Annotated in this window: 21 protein-coding genes and 1 tRNA gene; 12 read left to right on the forward strand and 10 right to left on the reverse strand. The window is 35.5% G+C overall.

All coding sequences use genetic code 11. From position 1 onward, the window contains the following. Positions 1-93 precede the first annotated feature (93 nt). The gene (locus tag CFE53_RS04520) at positions 94-1,623 is read left to right on the forward strand and encodes an alkaline phosphatase (RefSeq protein ID WP_148120679.1); all 1,530 of its coding nucleotides are present in this window, start codon (positions 94-96) and stop codon (positions 1,621-1,623) included. 288 nt (positions 1,624-1,911) lie between these two features. Here CFE53_RS04520 and CFE53_RS04525 read toward each other — a convergent pair whose 3' ends face one another. Together CFE53_RS04525 and CFE53_RS04530 are read right to left on the reverse strand one after the other, a co-directional pair. After that, the gene (locus CFE53_RS04525; protein ID WP_148120680.1) at positions 1,912-2,676 is read right to left on the reverse strand and encodes a PP2C family serine/threonine-protein phosphatase; all 765 of its coding nucleotides are present in this window, start codon (positions 2,674-2,676) and stop codon (positions 1,912-1,914) included. Between the two features lie 53 nt (positions 2,677-2,729). Next, positions 2,730-3,443: an anaerobic ribonucleoside-triphosphate reductase activating protein gene (locus CFE53_RS04530; RefSeq protein WP_148120681.1), complete on the reverse strand. Its 714-nt coding sequence runs from the start codon at positions 3,441-3,443 to the stop codon at positions 2,730-2,732. Between the two features lie 115 nt (positions 3,444-3,558). Here CFE53_RS04530 and CFE53_RS04535 point away from each other — a divergent pair, with 115 nt between their 5' ends. Both CFE53_RS04535 and CFE53_RS04540 read left to right on the forward strand, forming a co-directional pair. Further along, positions 3,559-4,344 carry an MBL fold metallo-hydrolase gene (locus CFE53_RS04535; protein ID WP_148120682.1) on the forward strand — a complete coding sequence of 262 codons (786 nt, stop codon included), beginning with the start codon at positions 3,559-3,561 and terminating at the stop codon, positions 4,342-4,344. A 798-nt stretch (positions 4,345-5,142) separates the two neighbouring features. After that, the gene (locus CFE53_RS04540) at positions 5,143-6,324 is read left to right on the forward strand and encodes a TIGR00375 family protein (protein WP_148120683.1); all 1,182 of its coding nucleotides are present in this window, start codon (positions 5,143-5,145) and stop codon (positions 6,322-6,324) included. 854 nt (positions 6,325-7,178) lie between these two features. Here CFE53_RS04540 and CFE53_RS04545 read toward each other — a convergent pair. Both CFE53_RS04545 and CFE53_RS04550 read right to left on the reverse strand, forming a co-directional pair. Then, a complete protein-coding gene (locus CFE53_RS04545; protein ID WP_148120684.1) occupies positions 7,179-7,616 on the reverse strand; it encodes a methanogenesis marker 5 protein in 438 nt (145 codons plus the stop codon). Positions 7,617-7,634: 18 nt separating this feature from the next. After that, positions 7,635-8,024 (reverse strand): DUF2111 domain-containing protein, encoded by a 390-nt coding sequence (locus CFE53_RS04550; protein ID WP_148120685.1) that lies wholly within the window; start codon positions 8,022-8,024, stop codon positions 7,635-7,637. A 72-nt stretch (positions 8,025-8,096) separates the two neighbouring features. Here CFE53_RS04550 and purD point away from each other — a divergent pair, with 72 nt between their 5' ends. After that, positions 8,097-9,440: a phosphoribosylamine--glycine ligase gene (gene purD, locus CFE53_RS04555; RefSeq protein WP_148120686.1), complete on the forward strand. Its 1,344-nt coding sequence runs from the start codon at positions 8,097-8,099 to the stop codon at positions 9,438-9,440. A 452-nt stretch (positions 9,441-9,892) separates the two neighbouring features. Beyond that, positions 9,893-11,041, forward strand: a complete 1,149-nt coding sequence (locus tag CFE53_RS04560; RefSeq protein WP_148120687.1) for an alanine--glyoxylate aminotransferase family protein — start codon at positions 9,893-9,895, stop codon at positions 11,039-11,041. 1,153 nt (positions 11,042-12,194) lie between these two features. On the opposite strand, the gene hypA is transcribed toward CFE53_RS04560, so the two are convergent. After that, on the reverse strand, positions 12,195-12,569 hold the full coding sequence (hypA, locus tag CFE53_RS04565; protein WP_148120688.1) for a hydrogenase maturation nickel metallochaperone HypA: 375 nt from the start codon (positions 12,567-12,569) through the stop codon (positions 12,195-12,197). A gap of 229 nt (positions 12,570-12,798) precedes the next feature. Between hypA and CFE53_RS04570 the strand changes: the two genes are divergently transcribed. Further along, positions 12,799-13,677, forward strand: coding sequence for a DUF2121 domain-containing protein (locus tag CFE53_RS04570; RefSeq protein ID WP_148120689.1), 879 nt, complete (start codon positions 12,799-12,801; stop codon positions 13,675-13,677). A gap of 157 nt (positions 13,678-13,834) precedes the next feature. Here CFE53_RS04570 and pfkC read toward each other — a convergent pair whose 3' ends face one another. The 4 genes from pfkC to pstK form a co-directional block, all read right to left on the reverse strand. Then, positions 13,835-15,256: an ADP-specific phosphofructokinase gene (gene pfkC, locus CFE53_RS04575; protein WP_148120690.1), complete on the reverse strand. Its 1,422-nt coding sequence runs from the start codon at positions 15,254-15,256 to the stop codon at positions 13,835-13,837. Positions 15,257-15,314: 58 nt separating this feature from the next. Continuing rightward, positions 15,315-16,217, reverse strand: coding sequence for a type II methionyl aminopeptidase (map, locus tag CFE53_RS04580; RefSeq protein WP_148120691.1), 903 nt, complete (start codon positions 16,215-16,217; stop codon positions 15,315-15,317). A gap of 9 nt (positions 16,218-16,226) precedes the next feature. Further along, entirely contained in the window at positions 16,227-17,327 is a 1,101-nt protein-coding gene (locus tag CFE53_RS04585) for a GTP-binding protein (RefSeq protein WP_148120692.1), read from the reverse strand. 183 nt (positions 17,328-17,510) lie between these two features. Next, positions 17,511-18,281 carry an L-seryl-tRNA(Sec) kinase gene (gene pstK, locus CFE53_RS04590; protein ID WP_148120693.1) on the reverse strand — a complete coding sequence of 257 codons (771 nt, stop codon included), beginning with the start codon at positions 18,279-18,281 and terminating at the stop codon, positions 17,511-17,513. A 126-nt stretch (positions 18,282-18,407) separates the two neighbouring features. On the opposite strand from pstK, the gene CFE53_RS04595 reads away from it, so the two are divergent. From CFE53_RS04595 to CFE53_RS04620, 6 genes are all read left to right on the forward strand, one after another. Beyond that, positions 18,408-18,875 (forward strand): cytochrome C, encoded by a 468-nt coding sequence (locus tag CFE53_RS04595; protein WP_148120694.1) that lies wholly within the window; start codon positions 18,408-18,410, stop codon positions 18,873-18,875. Positions 18,876-18,884: 9 nt separating this feature from the next. After that, on the forward strand, positions 18,885-19,355 hold the full coding sequence (locus tag CFE53_RS04600; protein WP_148120695.1) for a YeeE/YedE thiosulfate transporter family protein: 471 nt from the start codon (positions 18,885-18,887) through the stop codon (positions 19,353-19,355). Between the two features lie 30 nt (positions 19,356-19,385). Then, on the forward strand, positions 19,386-20,003 hold the full coding sequence (locus CFE53_RS04605) for a DUF3343 domain-containing protein (protein WP_148120696.1): 618 nt from the start codon (positions 19,386-19,388) through the stop codon (positions 20,001-20,003). Next, complete coding sequence (locus tag CFE53_RS04610; protein ID WP_148120697.1) at positions 19,957-20,775, forward strand: NAD(P)H-hydrate dehydratase; 819 nt, start codon at positions 19,957-19,959, stop codon at positions 20,773-20,775. Before CFE53_RS04605 ends, CFE53_RS04610 begins: the two co-directional genes overlap by 47 nt. A 129-nt stretch (positions 20,776-20,904) precedes the next feature. After that, a complete protein-coding gene (gene glmU, locus CFE53_RS04615) occupies positions 20,905-22,128 on the forward strand; it encodes a bifunctional sugar-1-phosphate nucleotidylyltransferase/acetyltransferase (RefSeq protein ID WP_148120698.1) in 1,224 nt (407 codons plus the stop codon). Positions 22,129-22,395: 267 nt separating this feature from the next. After that, positions 22,396-22,474, forward strand: a tRNA-Met gene (locus tag CFE53_RS04620). A 156-nt stretch (positions 22,475-22,630) separates the two neighbouring features. Here the strand turns inward: CFE53_RS04620 and cca are convergent. Beyond that, positions 22,631-23,983: a CCA tRNA nucleotidyltransferase gene (gene cca, locus CFE53_RS04625; protein WP_148120699.1), complete on the reverse strand. Its 1,353-nt coding sequence runs from the start codon at positions 23,981-23,983 to the stop codon at positions 22,631-22,633. Positions 23,984-23,987: the final 4 nt, after the last annotated feature.

Below are 23,987 nucleotides of genomic sequence, written 5' to 3' on the forward strand. Positions count from 1 at the left end.
ATATTATATGAATTACAATTCAAATATAGAAAACTTTATATAGCAATTTGAGATATATTACCCTATGTCAAACTCTATAAATAGGTGATAGATGTGAAGAAAAAGATAGGTGCAATACTAAGCACCTTATTTGTCATATCCATATTACTTACCTTCCAGGCAAGTATAGCAAAAAGTTACAGTGGAGAGGATCTATCTATTAGATCTCAAGGAGTAAAAAATGTCATTGTACTAATTGGAGATGGTATGAGTGTTGGTCAGGTGGAAATAACAAAACTTTGCTATGGACATCTTAATATGGAAGATCTGACCTATGGAGGTTATGAACTTACAGACTCACTAAGTGGTCCAGTTACAGATTCTGCAGCGGCAGGAACCGCTATAGCCACTGGATTTAAGACATACAACGGAATGATCTCTACAGTGAAGGTAGGAGATAAACTTGTAAATGTAAGTACTCTCTTAGAACTGGCAAAGTACAGTGGTAAGGCTACAGGGTTGGTAACTACCACCAGAATAACCCACGCCACTCCAGCGGTATTCGCATCCCATGTGGAAGACAGAGATATGGAAAAAGAGATAGCAAAACAACTAATAAAGGAGAAGGTTAATGTATTATTTGGAGGAGGTAAGAAAAAATTTGACAGCGATACCTTAAAGTTGGCAGAGAAGATGGGTTATAAGGTTGTGTACACAAAGAAGGATTTAGAGAGTGTAGATGGAAACTATGTATTGGGATTGTTCTCTGACAGCCACATGCCTTATGTATTAGACAGAGACGAGGATACTGTAGGATTGCTGGACATGACAAAGAAGGCTATAAAGTTGTTGGAGAAGGATCCAGATGGGTTCTTCCTGATGGTAGAAGGTGGAAGAATAGACCATGCATGTCATGCTAACGACGTTGCATCTGTTGTAGCAGAGACTAAGGAGTTTGACGACGTTGTAGGATACTGTCTCGATTACGCAAGGAAAAATAAAGACACCCTTGTAATAGTTCTCGCAGACCATGAAACTGGTGGGCTGGGAGTAGGAATAGACTATGGAGATCCAATAGATGAGGATAGAATACTCAGTATCAAGGCATCCACTGGAAAGATGGCAAAGGAAATAAAGAATGGAGCAGATCCAAAAGAGGTTATAAAGAAGTATACAGGTATAGATCTAACAGATGAAGAAGTTAAAAAGATCAAAGAAGCCTTAGAAGCCGAGAAATCTGGTAAGAAGTACGCCCTTGGAAATGCTATAGCAGAGATCATCAGTGAGAAAGTAGGAGTGGGGTTTGTATCCCACAAGCATACAGGTAATCCAGTTCCAATATTGGCATACGGTCCTGGAGCGGAATACTTCAGAGGATTTAGACACCATGTAGATACAAGTAAGGAAGTTGCAGATATAATGTTATTTGGTGGAAAGAAGAGAGTAAGTATCAACGGAATAGGAGTTATAAAAGGAGATGCTAATGGAAATTACAGAATAGATTTAGACGATGCTTACATAACACTTAACTACTACGTCGGTAAGATGGCACTGAACGGAGATGAGAGGAGGCTGGACATGGACAATAATGGAATAATTGACTACAAGGATGTTGCCATAATAATGGAGATGGCAGAATCCTAAATTATAAGTTTTTCTTTTTTAATTTTTTGTGGTAGGTAAAAATAATAACTTTTTTAAGTTTATTGTAAAAATTTTTAGAAGTAAAGGGATTTTTATAAAAAGTAATACAGTTGAAGAAAGTAAAAACTAGTTTTTTCCATATTATTAGAGAAAGAGACCACTATTTTAATTTATGATATTCATAAACCTTAGTTCTTATTAAAAAAATAATAATTATTATATAAAAATTATAAAAAAGTTAAAATAAAAAATAATAAAAAAGTCAGTAAAAAAGGAGTTTAATCTATTCTAAGGATTTTCTCTGTACACTACTATGCTCACGTTGTCCTCTGTTTTTTCTAATGCAATATACAACAATTTTTCAACAATTTTCTTCGGATCGCTATAACTATTTACGACCTTTAAAATATCCTCCTTTTTAACGTAGTCATGAAGTCCATCGGAACTTAGAAGAAGTGTATCTCCCTTTTTTATGTCCCAGAGGTAGGTATCTACTATAAAATCCTCTAACCCTAATGCCGAAATAATGATATTTTTCATTGGGTGATACATGGCATCCTTCTCTGAAATAAAACCACTATCTACTAAAACCTGGACATAAGAGTGATCTTTAGTTCTGTGAATTATACTTCCATCTCTAATTAAATACGCCCTACTATCACCACAGTTCGCTACAATACATCTGTCTCCCTTTACTATTGCAGTTGTCAGTGTTGTTCCCATTCCTTCCTTATCTCCGATAGCATTTTCCCTTATCTTACGATGGGCTAAATTGTAGGCTTCTTCCAATATTTCTTTAATCTCTTCAATGGATAGATCCTCTCTGTATCTCTCTGTTATAAAGTTCTCTAGAGTTTCCACTGCCATTTTAGATGCAACCTCTCCTGCGTTATGTCCTCCAATACCATCTGCAACTGCTAAGAGATAGATATCCTTGATCTTCTTAACTAGGATGTAGTCCTCGTTATGTGTCCTGTTGCCCTTATGTGATATACCGTAGGCCTTATCTTCCTCACAGATGATCTCATTACGATTTAGAGGTTTATTATCCATAGTTTTCTCCTCTTATCTTTCTATTTTTCCTTAAAGGTTCTTTCCTCTTCACTTTAAAGATACAGTATTCCCTCCTTAGATCTCACGACAACATTAGGGATGTACTCCTTTGCCACATTTCCCAACTCTACAAGTTCCTCCAAAGTAGGCTCCCTCATTTTTCTGTACTCTTCCTTCCAACAGTGTTCACTGTCAAACTGCTGTAGGGCGTAGAGATTACAACCTTTCACAGTGTTAACAATAGTGTATATGTCTTCTTTATCCATCTTCTCAGGAATATATGTAGTTCTACACTCGATAAAAATACCCTCCTTCTTACAGATCTTTATAAGTTTTTTTACATTATCCTCTATTTTACTACCCTCGTATTGGGCAATATCCCAGTACTTTTCAAAGGCACACTTAACATCTACAGCTAGATAGTCTATAAGGCCCTCCTGAATCAACTCCTTTACAACATCTACATTGGATCCATTGGTATCTAACTTTATTGGGAGATTCTCTTCCCTCTTAACTATCCTACAAAACTCTATTAGAGTCTGGGGCTGTACCGTCGGTTCTCCACCACTTATTACTATAGCCTCTGAAAAGGTTAGATCTATACTTTTATAGACCTTATACGGTGGAATATCCCGAGTGTTCCTCTTCATATGTAAGTAGTTATGGCAGTATCCACATCTCATATTACAACCACTCATAAATACAACAGAGGAGCACCTCTTAGGGTAATCCAATGTGGACAGATCTATTATTCCAAATATTTTCATAGTTATCCCAGAATGAGAGTTAACTGATTTACGACTTTAAAAATTATTTTTTTTCTTATTATTTTTATATTTTTAATTATTAAGATATAATTATCATCTTTATAAGGTGGCTCCTATGGAAATTGTAGTCCTTGTTGATAACATCGCCAGTAAACCCTACATTGCTCAACATGGTTTATCCATAATTGTAAAAACTGAGGACAGGAAAATACTATTTGATACAGGCCAGGACCCTAATACGTTAAAGAGGAATTTAAAGTTAATGGGGGAGGATGACAACTTCGACTGTATAGTTATAAGTCATGGTCATTACGATCATACAGATGGACTGAAGTACTTTATAGAGGGAGGCAAAAGTAGACTTAAAGTACCTATATACATACATCCAGAGGCCTTTGTAGACAGGTATATAGAGGGGAGATATATAGGAATCGATAGAAATCTGAAGAAGTATCTAAAAAAAGAGAATCTAATACTTGTAAACGATAAACCTCACTATGAAAAGGATATGATAGTATCTGGGAAAGTTGAAAGGTTATTTCCTTACGAGATAGATCCGTTTTATATGGTTTTGGAGGATGGAACACGTAAAGTAGACTATGTAAATGATGATATGTTTATAATTGTTGAGGATATTGTATTTACAGGGTGTGCCCATAGTGGTATAATTAACGTTATAGAATACGCCAAGAAGATAAACAAGAATGTTAGGGGAGTTGTAGGAGGTTTCCATCTAATCCATGCCTCAAAAGATTATATAAAGACAGTATATGACTACCTCTCTGCCCACAACTTCGAATTTATAATGCCTCTCCACTGTACAGGCTTATACGCCACAAAGGTTTTGAGTAAATTGAACAACTTTATATATGGACATGTTGGTAAAAAGTTGATGGTATAATTAATTAAAAAAGTTAATATTAGCCCCAATTCCATTAAGATAGTAATTAAAAAAATAATAATTATTATTATGATAAAAATTATAAAAGTTTTAAGAGGAATAATATAAAAGGAATAAAATTCTGATAGACGTAAAAAACAAAATATAACCATTTGGACACTGAAAGAAACAGGTAGGATTACTTTTTAATTTTTTTAGTTTTTATCCTTATTTTTATTTTATTAATATTATTTTACCCTACTTCCCATCAAAAGGATAGTCCAAAAAATAATAAAAATAATTATAAAAAATAATAGATTAATAAAAATAAAAAATAAAGAATAATGTTTAAAAAACAGAAAAATTTAAAAAGAGGATTGAAGGAAAATGATCCTCTAAATATCTTTTAATACAGGGATTCAGAAATAAGATCTCATAATATTATCTAAGGATTCGGAAAGGTCCTAAGGATATTCAATAGTTTTTATATAGATTTTATACTGATTATTTTAATCATGATTTTTATTATAATAATTATCATTTTTCACTGTTCTTTTAATCACTACTTGGTGGGAACTAAGGTATATTATTTTATATTATCACTTTGGTGGGAACTAGGGTTTGATATTATAATTAGAAGTTTATTTTATTATAATTATTTTTCGTTAAAATGTTATATCTCTGGTTAAAATTAAATACCCTAGAACATCTATAGATTTCCAATATTTTTTAAACTACTAATGCCACCCTAAGAGAAGATCTAACAGGATTCTCTATCTCTTCTTCTAATGTTTAGACTTTAACTGGGAGGATGATACTTTGATAGTAAACTGTGATCTACATATACACTCGAGATTTGCAGGGGGGACCTCGAAGAATATGGACATAGAGCATATACTGAAATACGGGAAATTAAAGGGCCTTAATATAATTGGTACTGGAGACTGTCTCCATCCCAAGTATCTTCAGGAGATCCAGGATTATAAAGATAGTAATTTAATTTTAACAGTGGAGATTGAGGATAAAAACCGTGTTCATCACCTTGTATTGCTACCCTCTATATCTAAAGCCTACGAACTTCGGGAGAGGTTGAGGAGATACTCTAACAACATAGATACCGAGGGAAGACCTAAGGTTACCCTTAGAGGAGGGGAACTGTTGGAGATAGTTAAGGAGACTGGAGGGCTTATAGGGCCTGCCCATGCCTTCACTCCTTATACTAGCATTTACAAGTCCTTCGATTCTATATATCAGTGTTATGGGAAGAAACCTGATTTTGTGGAGTTAGGGTTATCTGCAGATACTGATATGGGAGATATGGTCCAGGAACTTAGAGATATACCTTTTCTAAGCAACTCCGATGCCCACTCCTACCATCCCTATAGATTGGGGAGGGAGTTCAACCAATTTGAGGTTAGAAGTATTGGAGATCTTGAGGAGAACTTCGAAGAGATAAAGAGATCTATAAAACATAACAAGATCGTTGCAAACTACGGCTTAGATCCTGCCCTTGGGAAGTACCATCTAACAGCCTGTTCAAAGTGCCATCTAAGGTACCGTATAGAGGATGCTATAAAGTTGAACTACAGATGTCCTGAATGTGGAGGAGTTATAAAAAAAGGAGTCTACGATAGAACCTTAGAGTTGTCCAAGGATAAGAAGGTTATTCATCCTGATTTTAGACCTCCCTACTACAGGATAGTTCCTCTCTCCCAGATAATCTCTCTATCTATTGGGAAAGGTATTGATACTAAGATCGTTGAAAGTTTATGGAGAAAATATGTTGAACTCTTCGGTAACGAGATAAATGTCCTTATTAAGGAGGACATCTCTAACTTGATAAAGGTAAATGAGAAGATAGGTAAAACTATCGAGATGTTTCGAAAGAATAAGATATACTACTATCCTGGAGGGGGAGGAGAGTACGGCAGGATATTAAAAACTCCTCCAAAGATCAGATGGTATAAACCGATGACCACTTTAGATAGTTGGTTAGGTTAAATAATGAAGATAGTAATAAAAATTTAATGACGATAAGATAAAAATAATAAAAAAGAATGGATACAGAATCTCTTAATTTATTACTACGTGAAAATATCTTTAAGTGCCTGTTCCTAATTAATTATTTGCAAAACTCTATTTATAACATTGTTGAAATTAACACACGATCCTTAAGATTTCTCTGTTTTAATTTTATTTAACATTTTTTTATTATTTTTATTTTTATAATAATTATTATTTTAATTTAATTCGAGACTCTCGATGTAGTTGCTATTTAATAATAACCTTAGTTCCCACCAAGTTAGTGATTAAAAGAACAATGAAAATAATAAATATAAAAACCTTAATTCCCATCAAAGTAATGATTTGAATAATAAAAATAAGAATAATAAAAAAAAGACTGAAATTATAATAAAAATTAATAACAGCAACTGTTAGGGAGGATCTGCTCCACTTCCATAGTATCTTAGAGCGTCCCAGAAAGATTATCTTTTATTTTAATTTTAATGTCCTCACTTATACTTTTATTTTTATAATTATTGTTATTCTTATCAGAATTTTTGATGGGAAGTAGAGTTCAGTATAAAAAATCATTAAATACTCTTAGAATCTTCTGAACATTTAGGTAAGATAAGAAATTATATTCTGATATCCTCTATATTAGAAGATGTACAGAGGATCATTCTCTTTCAATCTTCTTTTTTAAATTTTTTCTGCATCTGGGATAATAGAAGTTTTTATTTTAAAATCTTTTCTTTATTATTTTTATTTTATTATTTTTATAATTATTTTTATTATTTTTTAGACTATCCTTTTGATAGGAACTAGGATTAATAATATTAAAGATAAGAAACCTACTCCAACTCTTCAAGAAACTTGGCTATCTTTTGAACCACAACCTTTGCCTCCTCTTCATTCTTTGGATAGATAAGGTTTAACTTAGGTATCCTCCTTCTTCTTATAAGGTACTTTGTAAGTTCATTTGTCCTGGCACAACCTATACATCCAAATGCTATAGGAGCCTCATCCATTATAATGGCAGCATCTGCCTCCTCAATTAAGGGACCTATTAAGGACATTCTCCCCCTAACTCCAGAGGGCACCTCTATTGCTGCATAACGTAATCCCTTCTTGGGATCTTCATCTGTCATGTTCATAGGAGGACTGTCTATCTCTGGAGTTCTAACCTTCTTACCTACAACGTTGTTGAGCATTAAGGGTTTATGGCCAAACCTCTCAACGAGATCTCCAAGTATTAGACTGTTAGGTGGATAGATAAATATCTTCTTCATACTCTCACCTAATAATTTTTATTTAGGGAAGGCTTCCTCAGGTAGGAATTTCATCAACTCTGGTCTCCTTGAAAGGGTCAGTATTTCCTCAAATATTCCTGCAGTGATATCTACTACTCCAATCGCTCCAAGAACCTCTCCATCATCTACTATCGGCACCACTATTACTGGCAGTCCTGCATAGGGTCCCTTTACAGCACTTACCCTCAAGGTCTGTCCCAACTCTATAGCCAACTTTAACACGTATCCCTCGTAGTTGGTATCTACTATTTTACCCTTTTCAACCCTTACACCAGGTTTTTCCTTGGATCTCATAGCAACAGGTACCTTATTTACAAGTAGATGTATTGTATATGCTATAGGTGCAATATCCTTAGCATCTGCATTTTTCAAAACCTCCTTTAACACACTTTCACCTTAATAAGGTATTTATTATATAAAGTATAATACCTATCCTAATATAAAAAACCTGGTGATAAGATGAAGGTGTTGTTAATAGGTGGTGGAGCAAGGGAACATGCCATTGCAGAGGCTCTTAGGAAGAACCCCTCTGTAAAACTCTATACAGTTATGAAGAACAGGAATCCAGGAATATACAGGATCTCGGAAAAGGTATCTCTAAAACCTGAGACAGATGTTGAGGCTATAATGTCCTTTGTAAATGAGGTAAATCCAGATATTGCAGTCATCGGTCCCGAGGCACCTCTAGAGGTAGGAGTGGCAGATGTACTCTGGGATATGGGAGTGCCCACAGTAGGGCCAAAGAAAGATCCTGCACAGATCGAGACAAGTAAGGAGTTTATGAGAGGGCTGATGAAAAAGTACAACATAAAGGGATCTGTAGAGTATGCCTCCTTTGATACCTACGAGGGTGTAGAGGAGTATATAGACAGTTTAAGTGAGAGGGGGATAGATGTAGTTGTAAAACCTGTAGGATTAACTGGAGGTAAAGGGGTAAAGGTTGTAGGGGAGCAACTAAAGGACAACGAGGAGGCAAAGAAGTATGCAAAGGAGATCCTTGAGAAGAATATAGGTGGAGGAAAGGTAGTAATAGAGGAGAAACTTGTAGGGGTAGAATTTACACTCCATGGCTTCGTAGATGGAAAGAATATTGCCTTCACTCCAGCAGTCCAGGATCACCCTCACGCCTACGAGGGAGACGAGGGACCAATTACTGGAGGTATGGGATCCTACTCCTGTCCAGATCACAAGTTGCCATTTTTGAGTGATAGAGATCTGGAGGAGGCTAAGGAGATCATGAGAGATACAGTTGAGGCTATAAGGAAGGAGGTTGGTCCATACCAGGGTATCCTCTACGGCCAGTTTATGCTTACAGTTGAGGGTCCTAAGGTAGTTGAGTACAATGCAAGGTTTGGAGATCCTGAAGCGATGAATATACTACCTCTCCTGAAGAACGACTTCCTAGAGATCTGTGAGGCTATAGTTAACGGTACCTTAGATAAGATAAACTTAGAATTTGAGAGAAAGGCAACTGTATGTAAGTACGTTGCACCAAAGGGATATCCAACAAATCCTGTAAAGGGTGAGGTTATAAAGGTTGATGAGGAGAAGATAAGGGAGACTGGAGCACTTCTCTACTATGCGTCAGTAGATGAGAGAGATGGTAAGTTGTATCTAACAGGTTCAAGGAGTATTGCAGTAGTGGGGGTATCGGAGAATATTGAAGAGTGTGAGAGGATTGTAGAGGAGGCTATAAAGTATATAGAGGGAGAAGTATTCCACAGGAGAGATATAGGTAAGATAGAGTTGATCAAAAAGAGAATTGAGATTATGAGAAAACTGAGGGAAGGGAGTAGAGAATAAACCTTATTAAAATATTATTTATGACAATAATTATTAGGATCTCGATAAAAATAATTATTATAAAAAATAAATAAAGAATTAAAAATGGAAAATCTTAAGAAAACTGTTTAAATCTTAATTAAAGGTTCAGTACAGGTGGAAATTAAAATCTCACTATTACTGTGGAATACCTGGAAACTATAGGGGTGAGTCGAAATTTCTGTTAATTTATCTTTTTAAGAAAATTTTTATCTTTTTTATTCTTTATTATTATCTTTATTATCAGTCCTAATCTTATATATAATAACAAAATATAAAATAAGAAAATAGGACAAAGTAGTTAGGAAGAATTTCCAGTTGGAGGCTAGATAAATCCTCTCCATTGGGACACCTATAATCTGCCCCTTAGGTTAAAGTAAATATAAAACTTAATAACAATAATCTAATTGATCAAAATAAAAAGGAGGGATTACATGAAAAGAATAGACCATGAAAAACTTTTAATGATTCCAGGACCTACCATGGTATCAAGTGAAGTACTGAATGCAATGGCATACCCTATAATAGGCCATAGAACAGAGGAGTTTAGAACACTGTTGGAGGACACTGTAGAGAAGATGAAGAAGGTGTTTATTACCGAGGGAGACGTCTATATTATCACTGGATCTGGTACTGCAGTTATGGATATGGCTATTGCCAACACTGTAGATAAGGGGGATAAAGTACTTACAATATGCAACGGTAACTTTGGAGAGAGATTCTCCAAGATCGCAGAGGTGTATAAGGGAGAGGTTATTAAATTGGAGTATCCATGGGGTAAAGGTGCAAGACCTGAAGATGTAAAGAAGATCTTAGAGGAGAACCCAGATATTAAAGTTGTTACAGTAGTTCATAACGAAACCTCTACAGGTGTAAGGAATCCAATTAAGGAGATTGGAGAGGTAGTTAAGGATTACGACGCCCTCTATATAGTTGATACCATCTCCTCCCTAGGTGGAGACTACGTAGATGTAGATAAGTTCCACATAGATATATGTGTTACAGGTTCCCAGAAGTGTCTAAGTGCTCCTCCAGGGATCTCCGCAATATCCATAAGTGAGAAGGCCTGGGACGTTATAAATAATACAAAGAGTAAATCTTTCTACCTAGATATAAAGGCGTACAGGGATAGGTTCGAGAGTAAGAGGGAATCACCATATACTCCTGCAGTTTCACTGATCTATGCACTAAATAAGGCGTTGGATAGAATACTTGAGGAGGGGCTGGAGAACAGGGTTAAGAGACATGAGAGATTGGCAAAGGCAACAGTTGCAGGTTTGGAAACTATGGGAATAGAACTCTTTGCAGAGGAGTGGGCAAGATCTATAACTGTAACCTCTGCCAGATATCCAGAGGGTATAGAGGATGGAAAGTTTAGAGGGATCCTCTCTAATAAGTATAAGGTAATTATTGCTGGTGGACAGGGACAGGTTAGTGGTAAGATATTCAGGATAGGACATATGGGGGAGGCAAGGGAGATCCATATACTGGGAACCTTGGCTGCCATAGAGATGGCATTTAAGGAGTTAGGTTATAACGCCAGTGGAGGAGTAGAGGCTGCCAAGGATGTACTTGGGATGTAAAATTTAGTAGAAGAAGAGGCACAGGAATAGGTATTTCCTTGTGAGGGGAGTTAAATTTTTATTTTTACACTACTATCTTCTTCTATTTTCTATATTACAGAAAAATTCAATAAAAATAACAAAATAATTACTATAAAGATAAAAAATAACACAAAAAGTTATTCAAAAAAATAAAAAAAGAAGTATAAACAATGATTCTCACTCTTTTTCCTCCACTTCAAAACATTTAGAAAGGTACTTAATTTAGATTTAAGGTATTTTTTCTAACAGGATTGGCTTTTATATTTTCTAACCACAATTTGGATATCTTTTCATATACCTATAAAAGTGGTAATTTTGGAAGTAATAAAAATAATAATATAACTATTATAATAAATTATAAAAAATATATTAAAAAACCCTACCTCCTATCAAAAAATTCTGATAAGATAGCAATAATTATAAAAATAAAAAGTATAAAAGGGAAGGTATAAAATCAGAATAAATAAAAGATAATCTCCTCGGGTGCTCTAAGATACTATGGAAGTGGAGCAGATCCTCCTAACAGTTGCTGTTATTAATTTTAACCTTAGTTTCCATCAGTAGTGATTAAAAGAATAGTAAATCAATATAAAAATCATTAAATATCCTAAGATCTTTCTGAACACATAGGTAAGATAGGAGATCTTACTCTGATATCCGCTATACTAGAAGGTTTACAGAGGATCATTCTCCTTCAATCTTCTTTTTAAAATTTTTTCTACATCTGGGATAATAGAAGTTTCTGTTTTTTAAATATTTTCTTTAATCTTTAATTTTATTATTTTTATAACCAATTTTTATTTTTATTATTCTCTAAATTATCCTTTTGATGGAAACTAGGGTAATTATAATTTTTATTATTCTTATTTTTATTATTTAAACCATCACTTTGATGGGAATTAAGGTATTAAAAATTAATTAAAAAATTTAACAAAAAAGTTAAAAATAGGCTTAATCATCATTTATCAGTATATATTATAGATTCTATAGCCATACTCATCAAATATGGTAGATTTAAACCGAGAATAAAATAATTTACCCATTTTTTCATTTTTTAACAGTTTTAAAGATTTACTTTCGTTTTTCAATCCTAGTTATTTTTATTCTTTAATTACTACTTTGATAGATAATTCTACTCATCCTCGAACTCTACAGTTATATTCTTTATGTTGAACTCCCTACCACCCTCTATCTTCAACGACGACGGACTGCCACATTTTGGACAACTTATAAGAAGATCATCTATAACATCTAATTCTCCCTTATAACCACAGTTGCCACATATTACATAAGGTTTTATAAATTTTACCTCTATCTCTGCCCCTTCGCATATTGTAGATTTAGAAATCACCTCAAAGGCAAACTTCAACTGTTCCACATTTATAAACGTTAACTCTCCAATTTCCAGGTTTATCTTACTTACTCTTTTAACGTTTTTAAAATCGTGATTTTTTACAGTTTCTAATATAGTGTTTAGCATCGAGGTTGCGTAGGATAACTCGTGCATATTTACACCTTTGTTAAGACTATTGGCAATATTAAAAAATGTAATAATCGTAATTGGAAAGATTTGTGAGTATTTTTAATTAGACTTATTATTAAAGTCAATCTTGATTTTTATGGAATTTTTATAAGAATCAGGAAATTAATTACTGTTTTGTTCCAAGTTGGATTAAAATGATAAAATTAAAATAATAATTTTAATTATTTTTATATTATTACTTTTTGGTGATAGAATGAGTATTGTAGTAGGATACTATGGAAATAACGGTGCTGTGATTGGAGGAGATAGAAGGAATATTATATTCAGGGGAGACCCTAAGAAGAGGGAGGAACTGGAGAAGAAACTGTACTCTGGAGAGATTAAGGATGAGGAGGAGTTAAAGAGGATTGCAGAGGAGTTGGGAGTTAAGGTGTATATAGAGGATGAGAGGGTTAAGGTGAAGAAAATAGACAATACTTTGGTAGGGGAGGTTAGATCCATAGGTGCAGATTCCCGTAGGAGAAGGATGTATTTAACGAAGGGGATGTGTGCCATAGTGGATATACTCAACGATGATATTGTAAATAAGTCTATAAAAAAGGGCAGTGGTATCATCATCTTTGGAAATAAACATCTTAAGGAGATGGTTAGTAAAGAACTTAAAAAGTATATGTACGACTTCAACAGGATGAGTATTGAGGAGGTAAAGGAGGTTATTGAGGATATACTGAGGAAATGTTGCGGAGGTCCAACATCCTCCAAGGACTTCGATATCCTATATACAGATAAGAGGGAAAAGGATCTAGAAAAAGTTATTGAAAAGGACTTAGAGGAGTTAAGAAGATACAGGGAAGAGTTGAGACAAAAAATGATAGATTTTGGAAAGGTAATGGCGATAGTGGATAAGATAGAGAACAACGGTGAAGTTGGTGTTATAAAAAATGGGAAACTTGTCCTAAATGAGGATCATTTGGCTATAGATAAAATATGTCCAAATCCAAAGATATTTAAAGAGATTGAAGTTGAGGGGGATTTTGAGGAGGGGGATATAGTAGTGATAGAGAACGGTACCATGAAGGTAAAGGGTAAGGATGCGATACTTAAAACTAATTATATAATATGTAGGAAATAATTAGTTAATTTTACAGGGCTTTCTATAAAAAGTATATTTTGAGGTTATTTCCTGGTATTATACGGAGTACTATTGAGAGGACTAGATTTTTGTTAATATTTACTTTTTAGATTTAATTATTTTAATTTTATTTTTTTTATTATTATTTTTAAATTGTTTAAAGACTTTGTTCCTTATTTTTTAACAGGGAAACATATCCAACAAAGGCTCCAGAAGAGATAGTATCTCCCAATCCCACTGTAGATTTAGGATCCTCTACTAACCTTGTAGGTACCATTGCAATCTTGTAATCTCTATATTCCGGGCTTGTCTTTATATCTTTTACAATTTTTCTAAGGGATTTTCCATATCTATTGTAAGGTATCTTTATACCTTCCTTCAGATCTTCAATTGAGGATATCCCACCTAATTTAGCCTTTGTACTTGCTAAAACTGTGGCTAACTCTAAGGTTTCTTCAAGTTCTTTCTCTTCTAAGAGATTATCTCTCCTACAGAGGTGTAGTAAGTAGTATAGTGTGTGAACCTGTACAACCTCTAAGTTGCTATAACTCTCAAGAAGTGTCTTGCAGGCATAGAGGACATTTTCAATCCTACTCTCTTTTATTAGAGAGTCACTTAGATCTTCGTATCCCATAATCTCCATAATGTTGGCAATCTCAACCTCATCCATCCCTAGGGAATCTACCTTGGGAACTATTTTATCTAATATCATCTTTCTAAGTCTCTCATTCTGGATAGAGGCAAACTCTAAGTGAATCCTTATATCCTTTTTTCTCCTTAATAGATCTATATCCTCCTGGGATTTTTCAATATAGTAGAGACAGTCTTTTCCATCTGAGTATTTCTCCTTTATTCCCTGATACCCTGAAAGGATGGCACAATCTACCATTTCACCAATTTCAGGTAGCTTTTCTTTTAGATCCTCCTTAATCTCTACCCTATAAACATCAAGATCTGAGGCAGCGATGAATCTATTTGCACAGGGTGTTTTTATTTTCTCCCCTCCTAGAAAAAACTCCAAACCTTTTTTATATTCAAAGATACGATTTATCTTTAAGGGATCCTCTTCTCTGTACACCTCTATAGGTTTCCCCAACATGAGTTTTCCATTAACAACTGTAGGATAGAGTAGATTATCACTGTTGTTAAACATTTCGGCCACTTTCTTTGATAATAGAGGCGTGTAGGCTATTATTGTTCTTAAATTTAATACAGATAGTAGATTGGAAATTATTCCTACCTGTCCTCCTATTCTCTCCTCGTCGTACTTTATACTGTCAAACCACCTATTGAGGGTTTCATCTTCAACTATATGTACTTCAACAGGTTTTCCATACTTCATACTGTATATTAATCCTCTTATGAAATCTACAGGGCTTTTTATCTCTTTAGGGAGTTTCTCTGTACTTCTTAATATCTCTTCTATCTGGAACTTATTTATTAATTCCTCTACCTCTTTTCCATCTTTAAAGATCTTTATTGCATCTACATTGACATTGTAGGCTAGGAATACACCGATATTGGAAAAACCTTCTATAAGTCGTAGGATTTTACTGTATTGAATTTCTCTATCTTCCATCTCTTCCACCGATAAATAGATTGGATATTAAATCCCTGATCTCTCTATAAAAAATAAGTTAGAGTAGTCCCTTAGTTATAACCTCTACGCCGTTCTCTGTCAGTAGTACAGTATGTTCAGCCTGACTAACTATTCCCCTCTCTTTCTCTATCAGTACTGGATAGGCGTATATACAACCTGAAACTACTAAATTCCTCAGAGCAGATCTATACTTTACATCCTCCTTCAGTACCCACCTCTCGGAAAATGGTAAATAGGGATATTTCTCCTCTATAAGTTTTAACAACTTCCTTGCAAGGGGTAATCTAAGGGGTCTTGACCTGAGAAACTTAAATATATACCTCTCACTACCATCTACAACCTGTCCAAAGCCCTCTGTAGCGAAGGGCTCTATCGCTACAATATCCCCCACATCTATATACTCCTTAGACTTCTCCCTAACATTTGGAACATTTACCCCAGAGTGTAGTAGATACCTCTCCATCACATGGCCAGAGAGGTTGGATATAGGCTTATACCCATAACTCTCGATAACCTCCTGGATAATTGCACCTATCTCCCCCACCTTCATAGGTGGCACTATCTCCTTAATTGCAGATCTAAGGGCATCCTCCGACGCCCTCTTTAAATCACTGTAACACCCCGAGAGATCTACAGTCACCGCACCATCTGCTATATACCCATCTATATGTACCCCAATATCCAACTTTACAACATCCCCCTCTGAAAACACTTTCTCATCCATATAACATGGAGAGTAGTGAGCAGCAACCTCGTTTATAGAGATGTTGCAGGGAAAGGCAACACCTCCCCCAAGTTCCACTATCCTACTCTCAACGTACTCGGCAACATCTAAAAGTTTCACACCTGGTTTAACAAGTTTTACTGCCTCCTCCATTACCTTAACATGTATCTCTCCAGCCTTCTTTAACTTCTCCAACTTCTCCTCTAAGTTATCCATACTATCCCATTACCTCCTCTTTATCACTATAGTTAATATATCTCCATCCTCGAGAACATGGTTAAGTCCCACCCTCTGCCCTGGATGTTTGGCAGATTTTCCCCAAACCTGGGCGTATCTAAAGTTCTTAACAAAATCCCTGTGAAGTTTATTACATACATCCTCAACTGTAGAGTTCCTCAATAGTACCAAGGGCTCATCTAGATCAGGTTTTTTACCTTGAGGTTTCATATAAACCTTGATAAACCCTAAGGTGTTGTAGATCTTCTCCTTCAACTCCTCCAAGTTTATACCCTTATGTCCAGATATCAACACATGAGGTCTATCCTTCAACTTCTCCTTAATCTTTTTTATAAGTTCCTCATCTGCCAGATCTATCTTGTTAACCACTACAAGGGATGGGATATATACTCTGTTTCCACTTATCACGTCTATAAGTTGATCCACTGTAATATCCTCCCTTATTACAACATCTGCATTGTGGATCTTGTTCTCCTGGAGTACAGCCCTTATAGTCTCCTCGTCTATCTTAGTCAGTGGCACAGTGGCGTTTATAGTAATTCCTCCTCTATCTTTCTTTATTATCTTAACATCTGGAGGTTTCTCATCTAACCTTATACCTACGTTGTAAAGTTCTCTCTCCAGTATAGGTAGATGATCAAGGGTAAAGACATCCACTACCAACAGTATCAGATCTGCACTTCTAACGGCAGAGAGTACCTCACTACCTCTACCCTTTCCACCAGAGGCTCCTGCTATAATCCCTGGAGCATCTAATACTTGTATCTTCGCCCCTTTGTACTCTAAGATACCTGGTACTATGGTTAAAGTTGTAAATGCATAGGCACCTACCTCTGAATTTGCATTGGTAAGTTTATTTAGTAGGGTAGATTTTCCAACTGATGGAAAACCAACAAATGCAACTGTAGCATCTCCAGTCTTCTTAACTGCATAGGAATAACCTGAACTTCCACCCCTTGGCTTATTCTGTAGATCTCTCAACTTAGCAAGTCTCGCCTTCAATATACCTATATGTTTCTGAGTAGCCTTGTTGTACTTCGTCCTCTTAAGTTCCTCCTCTATCCTCCTTATCTCCTCCTCTATTCCCATAAGGATCACCGTTATTACTTTAGAGATAAATTATTCCCTCTTCAGTACCGATTATTTTTTTTAAGAAAATTATTGTTAATATTGATTGTAATTATTAAAAATAAAAATTTAAATAATTCATTAAAAAAGTAGTGTAAAATTTATTAGGTATTCATTATTTTATTATATAATAATTTTATATCATTATTTATTGTTATCCAATCTCTCATCTAAAAACCTTTTAAAATCAACCTTTAATTTCTCCAAGCACCTCTCACCATTTAAAGTATCAAACTTTAGATTTTTTAAAAACTCCTTTCTAAGTTTTAAGATCACTTTAATATCCTCTCCTTTTACAACTCCCTTTTTAATATACTCTCCAACAACCTCCCTGGTTATCTTATCTATCCTATCCCATATCTCTTTTTTAGAGTTATCTTCTTTTCTATTTTTCTCTATTTTAGATTTCTTAGTACCTTTATCGAGAATGGTATCAACTATCTTATTAAAGTCTATATCCCCATTAGTATCCACTACAATATCAGGTCTATCCCATGCGTACTTCTTTCCAGGTTCATCAAATTTATTGTACATCTCTAAAATCAACTCATTTGGAACCTTCTCTCCTCTTCTTGTATTTCTCTCTAATATAACATCCAATGGAGCCCTTAGATAGATGATTATGTAATCCCTATTTCTCTTCCTTGCAATATTTATTAGATCTCTCCTCTTCGAGTTGTAATAGTTTGTATCGTCTACTATTACATAGAACTCCCTTAGGGCGCTATCTATAAGTTGGTACGTTGCATTTTTTATATACTCTTCGTACTCACTCTTCCAGACAGGAAAGCACTCCCTTATAACATCACTTCCTATTACTAGATTATCCACACCTCTACAGTAGAGTTCCTTAGACAGTCTCCTTGCAAAGGTACTCTTCCCCACAGATGGGAGGCCCACAAGTATTATCAGCATAGTTATCACATTAAGATATACATATTAAAAATATTAATAGCAATTAGAATATTAAAAACTCTATTAAGAAAATTTTATATAACCCGATAACATAATACCGTTAAAGATAGGATTAAAGGTGGTAGTATGAAGATATCACCGCTACAGGCAGGGTTATTTGCAGGGTTCTCAGGGGCGATTCTGCAGGGAATTTTTAAGGTTGCTCCTCCTCCAGCCTACGGTTTATGTATTGCATGTCATACAAGGGATTTGATAAACTGGATAATGAACAACATAGTAGATACAACACTGGGAGTAGCTCCAGTATCGGAGTTTTTCCCTGTTTTAACTGTGGTAGGTGTATTTTTAGGGGCGTTGATAGGTGCTGTTATTCATAAAGACTTTAAACTTAGATCCACCAAAAACTTAGGGATTAGCTTCATTCTTGGATTCCTTGTGATAAATTTCGCCCTTTTAATGGGAGGCTGTCCCCTTAGAATGAGTTTAAGAACTAGTTATGGAGATATATTTGGTATAATTGGCCTTCTAGGGTTGTTCATCGGAGTTGTGGTGGGAAGTGAGTTGTATCTAAAAGGGAATCTTAGAGTACCATAGGTGATATCTATGGAGGGATATCTACCTGCTATAGGGACATTTATATTCGGTATCCTAATTGGATACCTTGGGCAGAGATCAGCACTCTGTTTTATCGGGGGAATGAGGGACTTTTATCTAATTAGAGATACATGGCTTATAAAAGGACTCTTGGGATTCCTTGGAGGCTCCTTAATAGGATACCTTATATTTCATGGGTTGGGTATGATTCCATTCTATCCCTGGATCTTGGAGAGGGGCTTAACTGCCATACCAGGGGATGCTGCAGGTAGTGCTGGATTTATGGCGCATTTCTTAGTTACAATAATTGGGGGAATAGGAGTAGGGTTTTTATCTGTTATACAGGGTGGATGTCCTTTTAGAAACTATGTGATGGCAGCTGAGGGAAATAAAAGTGCAATAGCCTACGTCCTTGGATTACTAGTTGGTGCCGTAGTGTTTCACCTACTTGTACTACCAGTTTTAAAGATGTTGTTATAAATATTTTATCGTTATAATAATGGTGATAGGATGGATTTTCTCTCCTCTATTTTTAAAAAGGTTAAAAAGAAAGAAGAGGAAAAGAAGGATCATAGGGGACTGATAATTTTTAAAAGTGTTAAAGAGGCGATAAGGGCGGAGAAAATCTTAAAGGGATACTCTATAAAGGTTGTTGCCCCACCTCCTGAGATCAGAGAAGGGTGTGATCTCGCTTTAGAGTACGAGATGGTGGAGGAGATAGGGATAAAAAGGGAACTGGAGAAAAATAACTTAAAACCTCTAAAGTTTATCCCTCTAAGCGATCCCTCTCTAAAGCCCCTTGAACTTATAAAGGTAAAGGAATTCAATGACGGTTCCATTATGGTAAGATGTGGAAATATGAAGATAACTGTAGATAGAGAGGGAAACATCCTAAACGTATCTGGAGGGGGATGTCCAGATGTACCCTACCTTGCACTGAAGTTGAAGGGAAGAAATATACTGGAGATCCCTGAAGGGGAGGTCCCAAAGGAGTTAGGATATACCTTATGTGCATATACATTGAACAAATCCTTTGAGGAGGCTAGAAGAATAGTTAAAGAGAACATGGGGAGATGTGAAAATGATAGTAGCAGGTACTCTACCGATAGAGGGATTGGATCTTATTAGGGGAGAGGGAAAACTGAAAGGAAATAAAATAGTTATAGGTAATAGGGAGTTTCCCCTATCTATGGGTACTGGAGCACTGATAGGTGCCTCCATTAAAGTTCATGAGTACTTTGGAGAGAAATTACCAGAGGTTATAACTGCAGGAGATATTGGTACAGGAGAGGGGAGTTTAAAGATATATAGACATTTAAGGGATGTTGATGACGATCTATTAGTAATACACTATATAAAACCTAAGATCTCTGAGATAATGAAGATAGACTTTTCTCCAAAGATAGTAGCTGATGCTGGAGGGATGTACGCTGCAAAGGCTGCTGGGATAGGAGATAAATTCCACATCTTTCTACCAGATGTAGGAGAACTTGCCTTTTTGGCAGATGAGAAAGCCTCACATCCCGCTTATGTTAGAGGGTTTATCTCCGAGGTAGACGATAGAGAGGTACCAGAGTTGATAAAGAGAGCCTACAGAAACAGGATGCCAAGGTATATGGTTGTCAAGGGAGAAGTTGATTATATAGTGAAGGAAGGGGATATAATAGAGAGAATAGACAGTCCAAGAATTGAAACTATGGAATGTATTGGAGGTACTGGTGATACACTTACAGGGGTTGTATCTTCCCTTATAAGTTGTGGTTATAGAACAGAGGAGGCTTGTATATTGGGGTGTAAGGTAAACAGATTACTTGGGGAGATTGTGAATCCCACTCCAAGGACGCAGATTGAAGAGTTAATAATTCAAATACCTAAGGCTCTTGAGATGTTAGGTTTATAATTTTTGATTTCTAAAAGAATTTTTAATAAAAATTAACAAAATAATTATTTTTAAGATTTTAGATGTTTTAAAATTTTAAAATCTAAATAAATAAAGTAATTAATAAATAACCATTGGAATAGGGAGATTATGGACGCAGTTATTCTATGTGCTGGAAAAGGTACAAGATTATTGCCGTTAACTGAAAATAGGCCTAAACCTATGCTTCCAGTGGGGGGAAAGCCCATACTAGAATATATCATAAATAAAGTGGAGAATCTTGTAGATAATATATATCTTGTTGTAAAGTATAAGAAGGATATGATTATAGATTACTTCAGGGACCATCCCAAGATAACGTTTGTGGAACAGGGGGCGATAGATGGGACTGGATATGCCCTTTTAAGTGCAAGGAATTACTTAGGGGATGAATTTTTAGTAATAAACGGGGATATTATCTTTGAGGACGATTTAAGTGGTATCTTATCCTATGAGAACGCTATGGGCTTGGTGGAGGTAGAGAATCCCGAAAATTTTGGAGTAGTTCTGTTAGATAGAGAGGGTAACGTAGTGGAGATAGAGGAAAAACCTAAAAATCCAAAATCTAACTTGATAAACGGAGGCGTTTATAAATTTCAGAGTGATGTCCTAGATATACTTGAGGACTTAGAACCCTCAGAGAGGGGGGAGGTGGAACTTACAGATGCTATAAAGGAACTTATTAAGGAGAGGAGGATAAAGGGCGTAAAGTTAAAGGGATATTGGAACGACATCGGTAGGCCCTGGGATCTTTTAGATAGCAATAGACATATCCTAAAAGGTATAAAGAGGGAGATAAAGGGAGATATAGGAAAGAATGTTGTAATTGAAGGAAATGTTATAGTGGAGGAGGGGGCTGTAATAAAGCACAACTCTGTAATCGAAGGTCCTGCTGTTATAAAGTCTGGGGCAGTTGTCGGCCCTTTGGCTTATATCAGGCCCTATACTGTCCTTATGGAGAACACCTTTGTAGGGAACTCCTCTGAGATAAAGAACAGTATTGTAATGAGAGGTACAAAGATACCTCACCTATCCTACGTAGGGGACAGTATAATAGGAGAGAACTGTAATTTCGGTTGCAATACCATAACTGCTAATCTTAGGTTTGACGATAAGCCTGTGAAGGTAAATATTAAGGGCAAGGTTGTTGAGAGTGTTAGAAAACTTGGAGTGATAATGGGAGATAACGTAAAGACGGGAGTCCAAGTATCCTTTATGCCTGGGGTGAAGGTTGGGAGTAACTCCTGGATAGGTCCTAATCTCCTAGTGGATAGGGATGTGGAGCCCAATACTTTTATTTATAAGATAGATGAGAAGAGGGTAAAGAGGTTATAAGGGATAAGAGACTCTCTATCAAAAGTAATTTTTTAAATTTTTAAATTATAAAATAATTAATAATTAAAATAAAAAATATATTTAGTGTTTAGAAAATTTTTTAAGATATAGTTTAAGATTTTTTATTATTTTTTATTTAAATAACAGTATTTGTTCTTCTAATTAATATTTTAATGAAAACTGGAGTTATAACAACTGTTGTGTTATATTTTGCACAAAACCGAAAATTTTATATATAACATACTACTTTTATAATTACTGCTGTGAAGCGGGGTGGGGTAGCCAGGCCGATCCCGCCGGGCTCATAACCCGGAGATCCGAAGTTCAAATCTTCGCCCCGCTACCATTTTTATTTTTTTACCATTCGCTCCCAGCAACTATATACTCCCCATCTGGAGTTAATATTAACCATCTGTCTTATACTTCCACAACAACTCTCCTTTAATATTTTTTCTTTTTTAGTGCAATTTTCAAAAGAAAAATAGGTATCTATTTTTAAATATTATTTTATATTTATAATCGACATATATTGATTTACGAATATATCTCTATAAACCTCACCATTCACAGGAGAAACATACTTAGGATGTTTTACCCTGTCCTTCAATTTTCCAGAGACTATATCCTCGAAAAGTTGGTATACATCTCTATATTTTCTCTCTACGTAGGCACATACTCTACAATCTCTGATAAAATGCTTAGGATACTTCTTTACAAAGTCTTTAACCCTCTTATTGAATACAGGAGGTCCAATTCTAACCTTGACATTTGGAAGTTCCCATACCAAAAACTCCCATGATAGATAACAGGCATCTTCACTGGCATAAACTCCACAGTCCAGTATCTGGAAGTCATTTTCAATTAACAACTTGTTTATACTCCTCTGCAACTTCTCCATCTGAGGGTATATAATATCCTCTACTATACTACTGTCTCTCTCTATCTTCAGAGTAAGTAAGGCTCCTCTATCTCTATTACTTAATCTCTCTATTAGTTTCCTATGATAGTTGTAGAAGTAATCCTTAGAGGGATTCTCTAGGAACTGTCGAGAGTAAAATATAAATCTACAGAAGTTCTCCTCACTGAGGGCAGCCGCCACGTTTCTCTGAAGATCTACAGGATCGTACACTATAAGAGGATGATCAAAATCTGGAAATTTGTAGTCTCTATCTATACCATAGATCTGAAATATCTCATCTAGTACTATCTTCTCCCCAATCCTCCACCTCTGGGCGTTCTTTAAGGTATTGATAAAACTCCCGTAGTGTATAACCAACAACTCACATAGGTATCCGGAGAAACCCTTAGTTTTTAGATCTGAACCGTATATTCCCACTCCCTTTAAGAACTTCTTCAGTAATCTTATATCGTTGTTTAGAGGTTTTGATTTAAGGACATTCTTTACAAATTCGTTGTGGAGAGGAGTTCTATCTACAGCGGAGATTATTCTCTCGTTCCAACCTATCCTATAACATGGTACTATATCTATATCGTACCTCCCTATTCTCCCTGAGACGTAGGGATGTTCGGCGTACTCCACCCAGGAGGTACCTCCTAAGTTCTCTATAGCCCTCCTACCTATATTTAAGATAGTCTCCCTCAACACCTCTCTATCCACATCCCTTTTAAACCTTACAAAGATATCGATATCGTAGTCATTCCTTAGGTGAGTATCTCTGGCTGTAGATCCCACCTGTACTATATCCTCAACTATATCATCTAGTCCCTCTCTTTTGATAATATTGTATAGCTCCTCAATAATTTTCTTAGAGAGTCTTTTCAACTCCTCCTTCTCCTCCTCTTTTGGAACTATATCCTCTAATACTTCCTTCAGTATCCTATTGATATCCTCCATATTT

It is taken from the genome of Methanofervidicoccus sp. A16 (genome assembly GCF_003351865.1).
GTDB lineage: Archaea > AGJL01 > Methanococci > Methanococcales > Methanococcaceae > Methanofervidicoccus.